Here is a 14,111-nt window from a genome sequence, read left to right as displayed (position 1 = left end):
GCCGCGACTCACCCGGGAGGTCACGGATGCTGACGTTCCTGCGCAAGCGAGCCCTCACCTCGCTGCTGCCGCTCGTCGTGGTGCTGCTCGGGGTGTTCTTCCTGGCCCGCCTCACCGGCGACCCGGCCAGTCTCTACCTGCCGGAGAACGCCACCGAGGCCCAGAAGGAGACCTTCCGCACCGCCAACGGCCTCGACCTGCCGGTCTGGCGGCAGCTGGTCGACTACCTCCAGGGCATCCTGCACCTCGACTTCGGCACCTCGCTGAGCACGGGTGAGTCCGCGGCCGCGATGGCGTTGCGGGCCTTCCCGGCAACGCTTCAGCTGGCGATCACGACCATGGTGATCGCGGTTCTCCTCGCCGTCGTGATCGGCTCGTGGGCGGCGTACCGTCCGAACTCGCTGGCCGACCGGTTCGCGTCGTTCCTCTCGATGACCGCCGCGAGCGTGCCCGACTTCTGGCTGGCCATCATGGGTGTCTGGGTCTTCGCCGTGATGCTCGGCGTGCTGCCGACCTCGGGCGTCGACGCCGGGCTGCTGTCCTGGGTGCTGCCGATCGCGACGCTGCTGCTGCGCCCCGTCGGCGTGCTCACCCAGGTGGTGCGGGGCGCGATGGTGGCGGCCCTGTCGGCGCCGTACGTCCGGCTGGCGCGCAGCAAGGGTGCCGACAGCCGCCGGGTCGTCGCGCACCACGCCCTGCGCAACGCCGCCGCCCCGGCGCTGACCGTGGCCGGCGACCTGGCGGTCGGTCTGGTCAACGGCGCCGTGGTGGTGGAGTCGATCTTCGGCTGGCCCGGCATCGGCAAGCTGATGATCGACTCGATCACCGGCCGCGACTTCGCCATCCTGCAGGCGGCCGTGCTGCTCACCGCGGTGACGATCTTCCTGCTCAACATCGCCATCGACATCTGCTACGCCCTGCTCGACGCCCGTGTGCGCGACAAGGCGATGGTGTGAGAGAGGAGAACCGATGAGCTCCACCACCACCGACTCCGTCGAAGCCCCGAGCCGCTCCGGCACGGTGAGCTACTGGCGGATGCTGCTGCGCGACAAGGTCGCGACCGTGGCCGCCTTGATCCTCTGCGTCATCCTGCTGGTCGCGGTCTTCGGGCCGGCCCTGATCGGCAGCGAGGCCAACGCCCAGGACCTCACCCGAGGCAACCGGGCACCGCTCGAGCTCGACGGCTGGCTCTACGTGCTGGGCACCGACTCGCTCGGCCGCAGCATCCTGGCCCGGATCATCGTCGCGACCCGCACGACCCTCGGCGTCGCCATCCCTGCGGTGCTGATCTCGCTGGTCGTCGGCTCGGTGATCGGCATGTGGGCGGGTTACCACCGTGGCTGGCGCGAGACCGTGGTCATGCGGATCGCCGACGTGATCCTGAGCTTCCCGTCGCTGCTGATGGCGGTCGTCGTGCTCTACGTCTACTCGCCGAGCCCGACCAACATCGTCATCGTGCTGGCGATCACCCGCATCCCGATCTACCTGCGCACCGCGCGGGCGGAGTCGGCCGAGCTGCAGAGCCGGGTCTTCGTCGACGCGGCCCGTACGTTCGGGGCGGGGAGCTTCGCCATCATCCGCCGGCACGTCTTCCCGATCGTGCTGCCGACGCTGCTGACGGTCGCGACGCTCGACTTCTGCTACGTCATGCTGGCCGAGTCGTCGCTGAGCTTCCTCGGCATCGGCATCCAGGCTCCCGACGTCAGCTGGGGCCTCATGGTCGCCCAGGGCCAGAACTACCTGCAGACCGCCTGGTGGCTCTCCTTCTTCCCGGGCCTGGCCATCGTGATCGCGACGGTGTCCGCCGCGGTGCTCGCCGCCTGGGTGCGGCTGGCCACCGACCCCGCGCAGCGGTGGCGGCTGACCGTCCCGCGCCGGCAGCGCCGACGCGCCACCCCGACCGTTACGGAGGACGCCCAGTGACCAGCACTCTGACCGATGAGGCCGTCGCCCTCGACGTCGACGGCATGAGCGTCGACATCCGCACGCCGTACGGCGTCGTCCGGGCCGTCGACAAGGTGTCCTTCCAGGCGCGGCGTGGCGAGACTCTCGCCCTGCTCGGGGAGTCGGGCTGTGGGAAGTCGATGACCGCCACCGCGGTCGTCGGGCTCCTGGAGCCGGTCGCTGACGTGACCGAGGGTGCGGTCCGCATCACCGGCGCGGACGGCACGGCCACCGACCTGCGGACAGCCTCGGCGAAGCGGCGGCGCGACCTCGCCGGCAAGGAGCTGGCGATCGTCTTCCAGGACGCCCTCACCGCGCTCAACCCCGTCTACACCGTGGGTACGCAGCTGGCCGAGCCGTTCCGGATCCACCGCGGTCTGTCCAGGAAGGCGGCGCGGAAGGAGGCCATCGAGCTGATGCGCCGGGTCGGCATCCCCGAGCCCGAGACCCGGGTCGACTCCTACCCGCACCAGTTCTCGGGCGGGATGCGGCAGCGGCTGCTGATCGCGATCGGCGTCGCGCTGTCGCCGGCCGTGCTGCTCGCCGACGAGCCGACCACCGCGCTCGACGTCACGGTCCAGGCGCAGATCATGAGCCTGCTCAAGGACCTGCGCGAGGAGCGCGACATGGCAGTCGTGCTGATCACCCACGACCTCGCCCTGGTCTTCGAGCAGGCCGACCGGGTCGTGGTGATGTACGCCGGCAACGTGGTCGAGCAGGGCCTGGTCGAGGAGGTCTTCGGTGCGCCGAAGCACCCCTACACCGCGGGTCTGCTGGAGTCCGTGCCCGTCCACGCCGAGCGTGGTGCGGAGCTCAAGTCGATCGGTGGTTCGCCGCCCGAGCTGGCCGCGATCCCGGCCGGCTGCGTCTACCAGGACCGCTGCCCGATCGTCCGCGACCGCTGCCGCGAGGAGCGCCCCGCGGCTCGCGAGGTCGCCCCCGGCCACCTGTCCGCCTGCCACTTCCCCGACGAGGTGAAGAACCGATGACTGAGGCACCGCTCCTGGAGGTCCGCGACCTCACCAAGATCTTCCCGGTACGTCACGCCGGCAAGCGCAAGGAGCTGCGCGCGCTCGACGGCGTGAACCTCGACCTGCACCGGGGCGAGACCCTCGGGCTGGTGGGGGAGTCCGGCTGCGGCAAGTCGACCCTGGCCCGGACGCTGCTGATGCTGGAGACCCCCGACAGCGGTTCCGTACGCTTCGACGGGGTCGACCCGACGACGACCAGGGGTGCCGACCTGCTGGCGTTCCGGCGGCGGGTGCAGATGGTGTTCCAGGATCCGTTCGCCTCGCTCAACGCCCGGATGTCGGCCGGGGACATCGTGAGCGAGCCGTGGCGCACCCACACCGGTCTCCACAAGACCTCGCGGGACCGCGCGGCGCGGGTGCGTGAGCTGCTGGACCTCGTCGGGCTGCGGCCGAGCGACGCCGGGAAGTACCCGCAGGAGTTCTCCGGCGGTCAGCGCCAGCGGCTCGGCATCGCCCGCGCGCTCGCGCTCAACCCCGACGTGATCGTCTGCGACGAGCCGGTCTCCGCGCTCGACCTGTCGGTGCAGGCACAGGTGCTGAACCTGCTCAACGACCTGCAGCAGGAGCTCGGGGTGGCGTACCTGTTCATCTCGCACGATCTGTCGGTGGTGCGTCACGTCGCCGACCGGGTCGTGGTGATGTATCTGGGCCGGATCGTCGAGCAGGGGGAGACCGAGTCGACGTTCGAGCGGCCGCAGCATCCCTACACCGGGGCGCTGCTCTCCGCGGCGCCCTCCCTCGACCATGCGCGTCGGCGCGAGCAGATCATCCTGTCCGGCGAGATCCCCTCACCGCTCGACCCGCCGTCGGGGTGCCGGTTCCGGACCCGCTGCTGGAAGGCGACCGAGGAGTGCGCCACCGCCCTGCCGCCGCTGGCCGTCGACCCGGTCGACGGCGGTCACACGGCCGAGTGCTTCCACCCGCTGGGGGCCGAGGAGCAGGAACTGGCCGCGGCACAGGCGGGCTGATGGGGATCTCGGTCGCGTCCTTCGCGCTCGTCGCCGTCGCGGTCGTCCTCGCCTCGGCCCTGCAGGCGTCGATCGGCTTCGGCATGGGGATGCTGGCCGCGCCCGTGGTCGCGCTGGTCGACCCGGCGCTGCTGCCCGGCATCCTGGTCATGCTCGCCTTCGTGGTGACGATCATGGTCGTCGTCACCGAGCGGCAGCACATCGACCTGGGTGGCACCGGCTGGGCGCTGTTCGGGCGGGTGCCCGGGACGATCGCGGGGGCGCTGCTCGTCGCGGCGCTGCCCGACCGTGGGCTCGCCCTGATGCTGGCCGGGGTGGTGCTGACCGGCGTCGCGCTCAACTCGCTGGGGTGGCAGCCGCGGCCGGTGCGCCGCAACCTGGTGGCGGCGGGTGCGGCCTCGGGGCTGCTCGGCACCGCCACCTCGATCGGCGGGCCGCCGATGGCGCTGGTGTGGCAGCAGAAGGAGGGCGCGGGACTGCGCAGCTCGATGAGCTCCTTCTTCCTGGTCGGCTCGGCCCTCTCGTTCCTCGCCCTGGCCGCCACCGGGTCCGTCGATCAGCGCACCCTGCTGGTCACCGCCGCGCTCGTGCCGGCACCGTTCGCCGGGTGGGGGCTCTCGCTGCTGCTCAACCGGGTGCTGTCGCCGGTGCGGCTGCGGCGTACGGCGATCGCGGTGTCGATCTTCGGCGCCGTCGTGCTGGTGATCGACCAGCTTCTCGGCTAGCGAGTCCGGGCCACCGGGTTGCGCAGCGGCCGGCCGTTGGCGACCGCGTCGACGTTGTCGGTGATGTCCTGCGCACGCCTGGCGAACACCTCGGCCGTGTGACCCGACTGGTGCGGGGTCAGCACGACGTTGGGGAGCTTCGTGAAGTCGAGGTGGGACGGCGGCGGCGCGTCGGGGTCGCGGGGGTTGCGCCACCACACGTCGATGCCCGCACCGGCGATCGTGCCGTCGGTGAGCGCGTCGTGGAGCGCCTGCTCGTCGACCACCGGCCCCCGGGCGACGTTGATCAGCACGGCGCTCGGCCGCATCGCGGCCAGCGCCGCGGCGTCGACGAGCCCACGGGTCTCCTCGCTCAGCGGGACGGTCACGACGACCACGTCGGAGGCGGCCAGCAGCTCGTGGAGGGCGGAGTCGGGGCCGACCCAGTCCAGCTCGACGCCCTCGGGCAGCGGGGCGTCGGGATTGCGACGTACGGATCGGACCGGCATCCCCATCGCGGTGCCGAGGCGGGCCACGCTGGACCCGATCTCGCCGACGCCGACGATGCCGAGCGTACGGCCGGCCAGCACGCCCCCGAAGGGGTAGTCGTCGGAGACCATCGCGTTGCTCCACACCCCACGGCGCAGGTCGCTCTCCGAGCGCAGGACGCCGCGCAGCAGCATCATCGACACCATCATCACGTGCTCCGCGATGGCGCGGCCGTGGTGGTAGGTGTTGGCCAGCCGTACGTCGTCGGCCAGCGCCTCGAGCGGGATCCTGTCCACACCGGCGCCGGTGACGTGGAGCAGTTTGAGCCGGGGCATCGAGCCCAGCAGCTCCGGCGTCGCCGGGGTCGCCGAGGAGCAGACCAGGACGTCGGCGGCCGGAGCGGCCTCGGCGAGCCGGGGGTCATCACCCCACGCGAACGTCCACTCGTGGGGCGAGGCGCCGTTCCGCGTCAGGACGTCGGCGAACCGGGCCATGATCGGCTCGGTGACCAGCACGTGCAGCGGCGCACCGCTGTCGAGAGGGGCAGGTGGGGGAGCGCTCGCCATGTCCACGATTCTGTCATGCGTCTACATCTGTGGACAAGGTTCTCGATGGAGAATCAGGACCAGGCGAGCGAGCCGCGGATCGGTCCGACCACCCGGACGATCCGGTCCGCAGCCTGACGGAGCGCCGCGATGACCTCGGCCTCCCGCTCGGGGGTGAGCCGGGCGATCGGGATGGAGGCGCTGATCGCGTCGGAGACCGGCTCGTCGTAGTCCAGCGCGACCGCGATGCAGCGCAGTCCGAGGGTGTTCTCCTCGTTGTCGACGGCGTAGCCGCGCTGTCGGGTGGCCTCGAGCTCGGCGGTCAGGGCGCCGCGGTCGGTGATGGTGTTCGGCGTGAGCGGCGCGAGCTCGGCCGGCAGGTGGTCGGCCGCCTCCGCGTCAGGCAGCGTGGCCAGGACCGCCTTGCCCAGCGAGGTGGAGTAGGCCGGGAGCCGACGGCCGACGCGGCTGTAGGGGCGCAGGTACTGCGAGGACTCGCGGGTGGCGAGGTAGACCACGTCGGTGCCGTCGAGGCGCCCGAAGTGGAACGTCTCGTCGAGCTGCTCGCGGAGCTCGACGAGGAACGGCGTCACCTGCGGGAGGTAGGGGTCGGTGTCGAGGTAGCTGGTGCCGGCCAGCAGGGCTCGGATGCCGATGCCGTAGAGCGTGCCGGTCGCGTCGCTGCGTACCCAGCCGTGCTTGGCGAGCGTGCGGAGCAGAGCGTGCAGGCTGCTGCGCGGGACGCCCAGCGCCTCGCTCAGCTCGCGCAGCCGCACCGGGCGGTTCTGGCGCGCGGCCAGGAACTCGAGGATCTCCACCGTGCGGGCGGCGGACTTCACCTCGCGAACCCCGCCGGTGGAGGCCGTGGATGTGGTGGCGGCGCCCGTATCGGGCGCGGCGGCGTCGGTCATGTGCGCAGGGTAATGCGCTGGCAGACGCCCGTCCACGTATGAAGACGGCAGCGCGCGTCCGGCCCTAGTCGTTCCCGACCGGTGTGGAGGGGGCCTCGTGGCCCCGCTCGGGGCCGGTGCGCAGCCGCTTCTGCCACGCCTCCTGGTCCCACGTGGCGGGTGCGGTGCTGCGTACGAACTGCTCGACAGTCATCACGAAGCGTCCGGGGTCGGACCGGAACGGGAAGTGGCCGGCGCCGTGGAACACGTCGAGGGATGCGTACGGCATCGCCATCCGCGCCTTCCCGGCGTGGCGGAAGGGAACGACTCCATCGCGGTCACCCCAGATCATGAGCGTCGGGATGTTCTCGACCAGGTAGCTGCGGTCGAGCATCGTGACGACCTGGCCGTGCCAGTCGACGACAGCCCGCAGGGTCCGGGCGAACGCCTGGCGGGCCTGGGCGTCCGGGAGCGCGTCGACGATCCTGGTCAGGTCTCCCGCGTCGACGCCCAGATCGTGGTCGATGCGGCGCAGCAGGCCGAAGGCGGTCGACACCCCGGTCCGCGAGACCGGCAGCCGCAACAGCTTGAGCAGCTCCGGCGCCAGCGGCAGGGTCGCCAGTCGGAGCCAGGTCGAGACACCGCGCCCGGAGCCGCCGTTGGAGACCAGCACGATCCGCTCGACCAGGTGTGGGTACTGGTAGGCGAGCTGCATCGCGACGCCTCCGCCCAGTGAGTGGCCGACCAGGGTCACGCGCTCCACGCCCAGCACCGCCAGCAGGTCGCGCATGCCGTTGGCGAACCCGCCGATCGAGTAGTCGGCGCGCGGCTTGTCGGAGTCACCGTGACCCAGGAGATCGGGGGCGATGACGAGATGGTTCTCCGCGAACAGGGGCAGCACGTCGTCCCACGTCCGCGAGCTGTCACCGATCCCGTGGATGAACATGATCGCGGAGCCGTCCCCGCCGATGCGGTACGCACGCCGGTAGCCGTGGATCACCCGCGACTGCTGCACGATCGCCCGTGTCATGGCTGCACGGTAATCGCCATGGATTTCGAGCATGTTGCGGAGGTGCCGCCGACGACGCTCGGAGGGGCCGCCCGGTGTGAACCGGACGGCCCCTCGGTGGGGTGGGTGGGGGATCAGGGGTCGATCACGATGGTGCAGGTGATCGTCCTCGGTGACGGGTCGATCGCGATGCCCTCATGGGTCACCGTGTCGTCCCATCCGGTGGCGGTGCCGGTGTCCGCCGTGGTGCCGGTGTTCTCGCAGGTCATCGACGTCAGGCTGGTCTCGCCCGAGCCGCCGTCACGGAAGTTGACCTGGATGTCGGCGAGCGGCGCGTTGGTGAACGTCGCGACCGCCGCACCGGTCGGCTGGTTGTCGGTGCAGTTGGTCCCGCTGACCACGGTGACGGTCTGTGCGCCACCAGGGGCGTCGGCGTAGCCGGGAGGCGGCGACGTCTCCGTCACGTCGTAGTCCCCGAGCGAGAGGCCCGACACGCAGACCTCGCCGACGTCGGAATCCTCGTCACCGGTGCCGTTGTCGGTGACGCTGGTGCCGTCGTAGGAGAAGACCGCTCCGGCGTTGGTGACCGCTCCGCCCTTGGTGCTGTTCTTCAGGATCCTCAGTGCCCCGCGCTGCAGCTCGTTGGTGTAGGTGCAGTCGAGTACGTCGGTGTCCTCGTTGATCGCGAACGTCACCGTCGCGCCGTTGATGCTCGGCGTGACTCCCGTGCTGGCATCGCAGTTCAGGCTGACGAAGGCCCAGTCGGACGGGATCACGTCCTCGACGACGGTGTAGCCGCTGCCGAAGAGCACGGTCTTGCCGTAGTCCTTGACGCCGTCATCCTTGAGCGTGAACGTGTTCGCCGAGGTGGGATCCGTGCCGAACGACTTCGTGTAGCCGAAGTCGGTGGAGTTCGGGTCCTCGTCCGGAAGCGTCTGCTTGCGGATGATCACCTGACCACAGTTCTGCAGGTTGATCCCGACGGGTGCCACGAAGTCCTTCAGCTGAGAGGTGAAGGAGTCCGAGGAACGGCTCTTCAGCATCGCGCTGCCGAACGACGTGCACTTGTTGGGCTGGAACAGGAGCCGCAGGTCGATCTGCGCCTCACCGAAGGTCCGCGCCTGCTTCTCCCCGGAGGCGATCAGCCCGTCGGACTCCGCGGCCGGGATCGGCGAGGAGTTGATGGTGCCGGCCGCGCACGGAGCGCCGCCGCACGTGGCAGAGGGGACGTCCAGGTCGGCGCTCGGACCCCAGGCGGAGCCGGTCCAGCGGCGTGCGCTGATGTCCGCACGGGAGCCGCCCTGGTCGATGGCGTACTCGATGAGCAGGTCGCCGGCGGTGCGGACGACGTTGGGTCCGGAGGCGCACTTGGTGCTGGACTGGTTGAACTCGAAGTCCATCAGCGTGGTGCCACTCGGTTCGCTCACCCGGCTCCAGGCCAGGTCGAGGAATCCGGGGTGGGAGCCTGTGCCGGCCTCACGGTAGACGTGGAAGCTCAGCAGGTCGCTCTTGTTCGGCGGGATCGAGTCGGTCACCGCGGCGGGACAGGAGGTGTCCTCCTTGACGCCGCCGGCGTAGGAGTCGTCGCCGGTGCCGTTGACCTTGTCGGTGGCCCGGATCTCGGAGACGTTCGCCCAGTCGAGCGAGGGAGGGGCGGGGTCGTCGACCTTGAGGTTGGCGTCGACGTCGATCTCGAAGTTGCTGCCCGCGAGGCTGGCTTCGGGATGGGACGCAGCGGCGCCGGAGGCGACGAGGGCGGTGGCGACGAGGGCAGTGGCGCTCAGCGCCGCCAGCCTCTTGAAGAACCTTGGTTTGGTGGCGCGAGGCATGAGCAGGCTCGGTATCGAGCGCATGGCGTGTCCCCTTTCAGAGACCTCGCGGTCGCTGTCTACATGAGAGGGCGGGCCCGCTCCCCAGATACGGGCTCCGTCGGCGCGTGCGGCTGCGGCCTTGACGGATGTTGTTTTCCGCGGTGAAGGAGCATCGGCTGGGTTCGTTCGGTGCTTCGTCCGCGTTATCTGATCGTTACGCCGTCCGTGGTGCCCGCGCATGCCGCAGATCGGGTAAGTGCCGATATCGCGAGAGTGGAACAACGCACGCTCCGAGGCGAATACGACGAGGCTGCTCAAGCGCTTACCTGTCCGTTACCGGCACTCAACGGCCTGGTCATCACGGCCGCGCATCCTGGATACCGAGGATCTTCCCCCACCTTTGCCCGACCACGTGAAGGAGCCGGAGATGGCAGCTGAGGCGACACGTCTCGCAGATGGTGACGTCCCGACCCGCGCCCACCACGGGAGCCGGATCGCTCGGTTCATCCGATGGGCCGACGACTACACGCTGTGGGCGTTCAACCCGCCCGAGGTGCTGGCGCCGGGAGGATCCCCGACACGCCGTTCCGGGGAGAGCCGACAGGTCGACCCGGTCGGCCCGGTCCAGCCGGAGGACCCGGCCGCGACGCTGCGTGACCTCGAGATCCAGCGGTGCCGGGTCGACAAGCGCCTCGAGGTCCTGCAGGAGGAGAGTGCTCAGGCCGTACGGATGCTGCGCCGCCAGGGCTGGTCGTTCGGCCGGATCGCGGCGGAGACCGGCATCAGCAACCAGCGCGTCGCCCAGTTGGCGCGCAGCTCGCTCGGCACCGGCAGGTGACCGGTCGGCGATGACCCGCTCGACGGGGTGTGCCTGAATCGGGGCCTCCGTCGAGCGGACAGTCGTCGCCGGACGTCTGGTTCGTCGAACCATGGGGAAGAATCCGCCGGAAGACCCCGGCGCGAAGGAGCAGCCCCCATGGAGCCCGACGAGTTCACCTCGATCATCGACGCCGTCCGCGCGTTCATCCGCAAGGAGGTCGTCACGGCCGAGGACGAGATCGAGGAGACCGACCAGATCCCCGACCGCCTCCGGCAGCAGGCCGCCGCCATGGGGCTGTTCGGCTACGCCATCCCCGAGGAGTACGGCGGTCTGGGCTTCACCATGTCCGAGGAGGTCCGGCTGGCGATGGAGCTCGGCTGGACCACGCCGTCGTTCCGCTCCATGTTCGGCACCAACAACGGGATCGCCGGCCAGGTGCTGGTCAACTGCGGCACCGAGCGGCAGAAGCAGAAGTACCTGCCCGGGCTGGCCAGCGGCGGGCTGGTGGCCTCGTTCGCGCTGACCGAGCCGGAGGCCGGCTCCGACCCGAGCGGACTGCGCACCCGCGCGGTGCGTGATGGCGATGCGTACGTCATCAACGGGCAGAAGCGCTTCATCACCAACGCGATCTGGGCCGACCTGCTCATGGTCTTCGCCCGCACCGGCGACCTCGCCGAGGGCGCGAGGAACATCTCGGTGTTCGTGGTGCCGACCGACACTCCGGGCGTCACCATCGGTCCGAAGGACCACAAGATGGGCCAGCGCGGCGCGGTGACCTCCGAGATCTTCTTCGACGGCGTCCGGGTGCCCGCCGAGAACCTGGTCGGCGAGGTCGAGGGCGAGGGCTTCTCCGCGGCGATGCGGTCGCTGGCCAAGGGCAGGCTGCACATCGCGGCGCTGACCGTCGGGCTCGCGGACCGGCTGATCGAGGAGAGCCTGCGTCATGCCACGACCAACGGCCAGGGCGGCCAGAAGCTGGCGGAGTTCCAGCTGATCCAGGCGATGCTCGCGGAGAGCCGGACCGAGGCGTACGCCGGTCGCGCGATGGTGCTCGAGGCCGCCCGCAGCTGGGACGACGGCAGCGACCGGCGTACGGCTCCCTCGATGTGCAAGCTGTTCTGCACCGAGGCGGTCGACCGGATCGCCGACCGGGCGGTCCAGATCCACGGCGGCCTCGGCTACATGCGCGAGGTGCCGGTCGAGCGGTTCTACCGCGACGCGCGGCTGTTCCGGCTCTACGAGGGCACCAGCGAGATCCAGAAGCTGATCATCGCCAAGCAGATGGTGAAGGAGTTCCGAGGATGAGGTCGCCGCTGGTCCGGGTCCACTCGCTGACGACACGCGTCGAGGCGCCGCTCGAGGAGGTCTTCGAGTGGCATCGGCGCCCTGGGGCGATCTATCGGCTGATGCCGCCGTGGATGCCGGGGGAGGTGCGGGTGGAGGCGACCGATCTGGCCGAGGGCACCGCGGTGATCTCGCTCGGCCGCGGCGTGGACTGGGTGGCGCGCCACGACCCCGACGCCTACGACCCGCCGCTCCTGTTCACCGACCGGCTCGCCTCGCTGCGCCCGCTGTCGTGGACCCACCGGCACGAGTTCGCCTCGTCCGGCGACGCCACGCTGGTCACCGACCGGATCGAGACGAACGTGCTCGGGCGGATGGTCGACCGGATGCTCAGCTACCGCCATGCCCAGCTGACCGCCGATCTGGCCGCCCACCGCAGGACGTACGCAGCGGGCAAGAGCCTCACCATCGCGGTCACCGGCTCTCACGGGACCGTCGGGCGTGCCCTGGTCCCGTTCCTCACCACCGGCGGACATCGGGTGATCAGGCTGGTCCGGCACGCGCCGGCGGGTGAGGACGAGCGCCGCTGGGACCCGTCGGCGCCCGCTGCGGACCTCCTCGACGGCGTCGACGCGGTCGTCCACCTGGCAGGGGCGTCCATCGCCGGCCGGTTCACCGAGGCGCACAAGGCGGCCATCCGCGACTCGCGGATCGAGCCGACGCGACGGCTCGCCGAGGCGGCGGCACGCAGCGGCGTACCCACCTTCGTCAGCGCCTCCGCGATCGGGATCTACGGCGCCGACCGGGGCGACGAGGTCCTCACCGAGGCCTCGACGCGTGGCGCCGGGTTCCTCGCCGACGTGGTCGCCGAATGGGAGGAGGCGAGCCGGGTGGAGGGGCCGCGCGTGGTCCAGGTGCGTACCGGGATCGTGCAGACGCCCGCCGGGGGAGCGCTGCGGCTCCAGCGACCGCTCTTCGCGGCCGGCCTGGGCGGACGGCTCGGGAGCGGTCGGCAGTGGGTGAGCTGGATCGGCATCGACGACCTCGTCGACATCTACCACCGCGCGGTCCTCGACGAGACGTTCGCGGGCCCGGTCAACGCGGTCGCTCCCGAACCGGTCACCGGCCGGGCCTACGCGCAGACCCTCGCGCACGTGCTCCGCCGCCCCGCGCTCCTGCCCACGCCGGCCCTCGGCCCCCGGCTCCTGCTCGGCAAGGAGGGCGCCGAGGAGATGGCGCTGGCGAGCCAGCGCGTCGAACCGGTCGCGCTCGCCGGCCACGAGTTCCGCCACCCCACGTTGGCGGCGGCACTGCGGCACGTACTCGGTCGTTGAGAGTCGGGCCGCCGGCGAGCAGCAGCTCCGCGGCCACGGCCGCTCCGTCGACCCGGGCTGGCGGCTATCGGTGATGGTGCCCGCGCCATCGTCGTGGACGACGGGCAGCGACCTGGCCGAGAATGCCGGTCATCCCGGAAGAGGGGCAGGCCGCCAACAGCGTCCGGGACGATCCGGACTTGGCCGACCTGCATCCGCTGTGGGAGAACGGGACGGCGTCCTATATCTGGCAGATGTTCGACGGCTCCGATATGAGTGACCCCGACAACGTTTCGCTCGACGACGTACTGGCGGTGCTCAAGCCTTGGAACCCGCGTCGCTACGAGTCGGAGGCCGTTGGAGGATGTTCAGAAAGCCCAGTATGTGGTCGGCGACCGTCTTGGGCTGCTCGAGGTGCAGGAAGTGCCCTGCACCGGGTACGACGATGCGTTCGAGGCCGTTCGTGAACACGTCGTCCATGCCGTCGCTTAACTCCACGGACATGCAGTTGTCGTCGGCCCCATGGAGGTAGAGCGATGGGACGGTGATGGCACGTCTCGACCGGGCTTGCAGGGCTAGGGCCGCCTCGTCCGCGGGGGGCGTGAACAACTGGCGGTAGTAGCCCAGGATCTCGGTCAGGACTCCTGGAGCACGGAGGGTTTCCTTGAGCGCGGCCCGCTCCGCATCCGGCAGCTCGTAGCCGGGTGACCATTCCTGCCAGAGCCGGTCGATGAAGGCGAAGTCGTCGAGCGCGACGGCCGCCTCCGCCATGGCTGTCTGAAAGAAGAACATGTACCAGCTTCGTCGCTGCTGGTCACCGTTGGTGACGAATGCGGTTCGCAACTGAGGGCCATAGGGAACCGCCATACCCACAAGCTTGCGGACACGTGTCGGGTCGAGGCTCGCTGCCGCGTACGCCGCCACAGCACCGAAGTCGTGACCGATGAGATCCGCCTGCTCGCGCCCGAGCGCTTCGATCAGGGTCAGGGTGTCCTGGCCGGTCGAGAACGCGCGATAGGAGCCGTCGGGCGCCGCGCCACCGGGCCAGTATCCGCGCTGTGCGGGCGCGACCGCCCAATACCCTTCCTGTGCAAGGCGGTCGAGAAGCCCTGTCCAGCTGACGGCATGGTCGGGAAAACCGTGGAGGCATAGGACCAGCGGCCCGCTGCCGGCCTCGAGGATCGGAACCTCCAGTCCGCCTGCCTGGACCGTCCGATGGCGGACACGGTCAGCTGCCCGGGATCCCGGGTGCGGGGAATTCTCGCCGAACGGCGGTCGCTGGGTCATCTGTGTCATGAATTCA

At 70.4% G+C, this 14,111-nt stretch carries 13 protein-coding genes; 8 read left to right on the top strand and 5 right to left on the bottom strand.

The annotated features are described in order from the left end of the window. Nucleotides 1-26 precede the first annotated feature (26 nt). Genes ACIA03_RS15000 through ACIA03_RS14980 form a run of 5 tightly spaced genes read left to right on the top strand, consistent with a single transcriptional unit; the run spans nucleotide 27 to nucleotide 4,668 of the window. Complete coding sequence (locus tag ACIA03_RS15000; RefSeq protein WP_396983711.1) at nucleotides 27-956, top strand: ABC transporter permease; 930 nt, start codon at nucleotides 27-29, stop codon at nucleotides 954-956. 13 nt (nucleotides 957-969) lie between these two features. Continuing rightward, nucleotides 970-1,923 carry an ABC transporter permease gene (locus ACIA03_RS14995; protein WP_396983709.1) on the top strand — a complete coding sequence of 318 codons (954 nt, stop codon included), beginning with the start codon at nucleotides 970-972 and terminating at the stop codon, nucleotides 1,921-1,923. 44 nt (nucleotides 1,924-1,967) lie between these two features. Beyond that, a complete protein-coding gene (locus ACIA03_RS14990; RefSeq protein WP_396983882.1) occupies nucleotides 1,968-2,933 on the top strand; it encodes an ABC transporter ATP-binding protein in 966 nt (321 codons plus the stop codon). After that, on the top strand, nucleotides 2,930-3,943 hold the full coding sequence (locus ACIA03_RS14985; RefSeq protein ID WP_396983706.1) for an ABC transporter ATP-binding protein: 1,014 nt from the start codon (nucleotides 2,930-2,932) through the stop codon (nucleotides 3,941-3,943). Before ACIA03_RS14990 ends, ACIA03_RS14985 begins: the two co-directional genes overlap by 4 nt. Beyond that, nucleotides 3,943-4,668, top strand: coding sequence for a sulfite exporter TauE/SafE family protein (locus tag ACIA03_RS14980; protein WP_396983704.1), 726 nt, complete (start codon nucleotides 3,943-3,945; stop codon nucleotides 4,666-4,668). The genes ACIA03_RS14985 and ACIA03_RS14980 overlap by 1 nt, the downstream gene beginning before the upstream one ends. Here ACIA03_RS14980 and ACIA03_RS14975 read toward each other — a convergent pair. The 4 genes from ACIA03_RS14975 to ACIA03_RS14960 all read right to left on the bottom strand — a co-directional run bounded on the left by ACIA03_RS14975 (nucleotide 4,665) and on the right by ACIA03_RS14960 (nucleotide 9,433). Then, nucleotides 4,665-5,702 (bottom strand): 2-hydroxyacid dehydrogenase, encoded by a 1,038-nt coding sequence (locus ACIA03_RS14975; protein ID WP_396983702.1) that lies wholly within the window; start codon nucleotides 5,700-5,702, stop codon nucleotides 4,665-4,667. The genes ACIA03_RS14980 and ACIA03_RS14975 overlap by 4 nt on opposite strands. Nucleotides 5,703-5,755: 53 nt before the next feature. Beyond that, nucleotides 5,756-6,592: an IclR family transcriptional regulator gene (locus tag ACIA03_RS14970; protein ID WP_396983700.1), complete on the bottom strand. Its 837-nt coding sequence runs from the start codon at nucleotides 6,590-6,592 to the stop codon at nucleotides 5,756-5,758. A 64-nt stretch (nucleotides 6,593-6,656) separates the two neighbouring features. Further along, nucleotides 6,657-7,601: an alpha/beta fold hydrolase gene (locus ACIA03_RS14965; protein WP_396983698.1), complete on the bottom strand. Its 945-nt coding sequence runs from the start codon at nucleotides 7,599-7,601 to the stop codon at nucleotides 6,657-6,659. Between the two features lie 113 nt (nucleotides 7,602-7,714). Then, nucleotides 7,715-9,433, bottom strand: coding sequence for a collagen binding domain-containing protein (locus tag ACIA03_RS14960; RefSeq protein WP_396983696.1), 1,719 nt, complete (start codon nucleotides 9,431-9,433; stop codon nucleotides 7,715-7,717). Between the two features lie 385 nt (nucleotides 9,434-9,818). On the opposite strand from ACIA03_RS14960, the gene ACIA03_RS14955 reads away from it, so the two are divergent. The 3 genes from ACIA03_RS14955 to ACIA03_RS14945 all read left to right on the top strand — a co-directional run bounded on the left by ACIA03_RS14955 (nucleotide 9,819) and on the right by ACIA03_RS14945 (nucleotide 12,829). Beyond that, nucleotides 9,819-10,229 carry a hypothetical protein gene (locus ACIA03_RS14955; protein WP_396983694.1) on the top strand — a complete coding sequence of 137 codons (411 nt, stop codon included), beginning with the start codon at nucleotides 9,819-9,821 and terminating at the stop codon, nucleotides 10,227-10,229. A 138-nt stretch (nucleotides 10,230-10,367) separates the two neighbouring features. Beyond that, nucleotides 10,368-11,516 carry an acyl-CoA dehydrogenase family protein gene (locus ACIA03_RS14950; RefSeq protein ID WP_396983692.1) on the top strand — a complete coding sequence of 383 codons (1,149 nt, stop codon included), beginning with the start codon at nucleotides 10,368-10,370 and terminating at the stop codon, nucleotides 11,514-11,516. Continuing rightward, nucleotides 11,513-12,829, top strand: a complete 1,317-nt coding sequence (locus ACIA03_RS14945; RefSeq protein ID WP_396983690.1) for a TIGR01777 family oxidoreductase — start codon at nucleotides 11,513-11,515, stop codon at nucleotides 12,827-12,829. Before ACIA03_RS14950 ends, ACIA03_RS14945 begins: the two co-directional genes overlap by 4 nt. 297 nt (nucleotides 12,830-13,126) lie before the next feature. Here ACIA03_RS14945 and ACIA03_RS14940 read toward each other — a convergent pair whose 3' ends face one another. After that, the gene (locus ACIA03_RS14940; protein ID WP_396983688.1) at nucleotides 13,127-14,104 is read right to left on the bottom strand and encodes an alpha/beta fold hydrolase; all 978 of its coding nucleotides are present in this window, start codon (nucleotides 14,102-14,104) and stop codon (nucleotides 13,127-13,129) included. Between the last annotated feature and the right edge of the window lie 7 nt (nucleotides 14,105-14,111).

Origin of the sequence: Nocardioides sp. NPDC051685, assembly GCF_044453405.1 — a bacterium.
Lineage (GTDB): Bacteria > Actinomycetota > Actinomycetes > Propionibacteriales > Nocardioidaceae > Nocardioides.
This window is presented reverse-complemented; position numbering and strand designations above follow the sequence as displayed.

What these genes read in the sequence shown, in the direction of transcription:
- ACIA03_RS15000 (WP_396983711.1), top strand. Translation starts at nt 27, where the DNA reads ATGCTGACGTTCCTGCGCAAGCGAGCCCTCACCTCGCTGCTGCCGCTC.
- ACIA03_RS14995 (WP_396983709.1), top strand. Translation starts at nt 970, where the DNA reads ATGAGCTCCACCACCACCGACTCCGTCGAAGCCCCGAGCCGCTCCGGC.
- ACIA03_RS14990 (WP_396983882.1), top strand. Translation starts at nt 1,968, where the DNA reads ATGAGCGTCGACATCCGCACGCCGTACGGCGTCGTCCGGGCCGTCGAC.
- ACIA03_RS14985 (WP_396983706.1), top strand. Translation starts at nt 2,930, where the DNA reads ATGACTGAGGCACCGCTCCTGGAGGTCCGCGACCTCACCAAGATCTTC.
- ACIA03_RS14980 (WP_396983704.1), top strand. Translation starts at nt 3,943, where the DNA reads ATGGGGATCTCGGTCGCGTCCTTCGCGCTCGTCGCCGTCGCGGTCGTC.
- ACIA03_RS14975 (WP_396983702.1), bottom strand. Translation starts at nt 5,702, where the DNA reads ATGGCGAGCGCTCCCCCACCTGCCCCTCTCGACAGCGGTGCGCCGCTG.
- ACIA03_RS14970 (WP_396983700.1), bottom strand. Translation starts at nt 6,592, where the DNA reads ATGACCGACGCCGCCGCGCCCGATACGGGCGCCGCCACCACATCCACG.
- ACIA03_RS14965 (WP_396983698.1), bottom strand. Translation starts at nt 7,601, where the DNA reads ATGACACGGGCGATCGTGCAGCAGTCGCGGGTGATCCACGGCTACCGG.
- ACIA03_RS14960 (WP_396983696.1), bottom strand. Translation starts at nt 9,433, where the DNA reads ATGCGCTCGATACCGAGCCTGCTCATGCCTCGCGCCACCAAACCAAGG.
- ACIA03_RS14955 (WP_396983694.1), top strand. Translation starts at nt 9,819, where the DNA reads ATGGCAGCTGAGGCGACACGTCTCGCAGATGGTGACGTCCCGACCCGC.
- ACIA03_RS14950 (WP_396983692.1), top strand. Translation starts at nt 10,368, where the DNA reads ATGGAGCCCGACGAGTTCACCTCGATCATCGACGCCGTCCGCGCGTTC.
- ACIA03_RS14945 (WP_396983690.1), top strand. Translation starts at nt 11,513, where the DNA reads ATGAGGTCGCCGCTGGTCCGGGTCCACTCGCTGACGACACGCGTCGAG.
- ACIA03_RS14940 (WP_396983688.1), bottom strand. Translation starts at nt 14,104, where the DNA reads ATGACACAGATGACCCAGCGACCGCCGTTCGGCGAGAATTCCCCGCAC.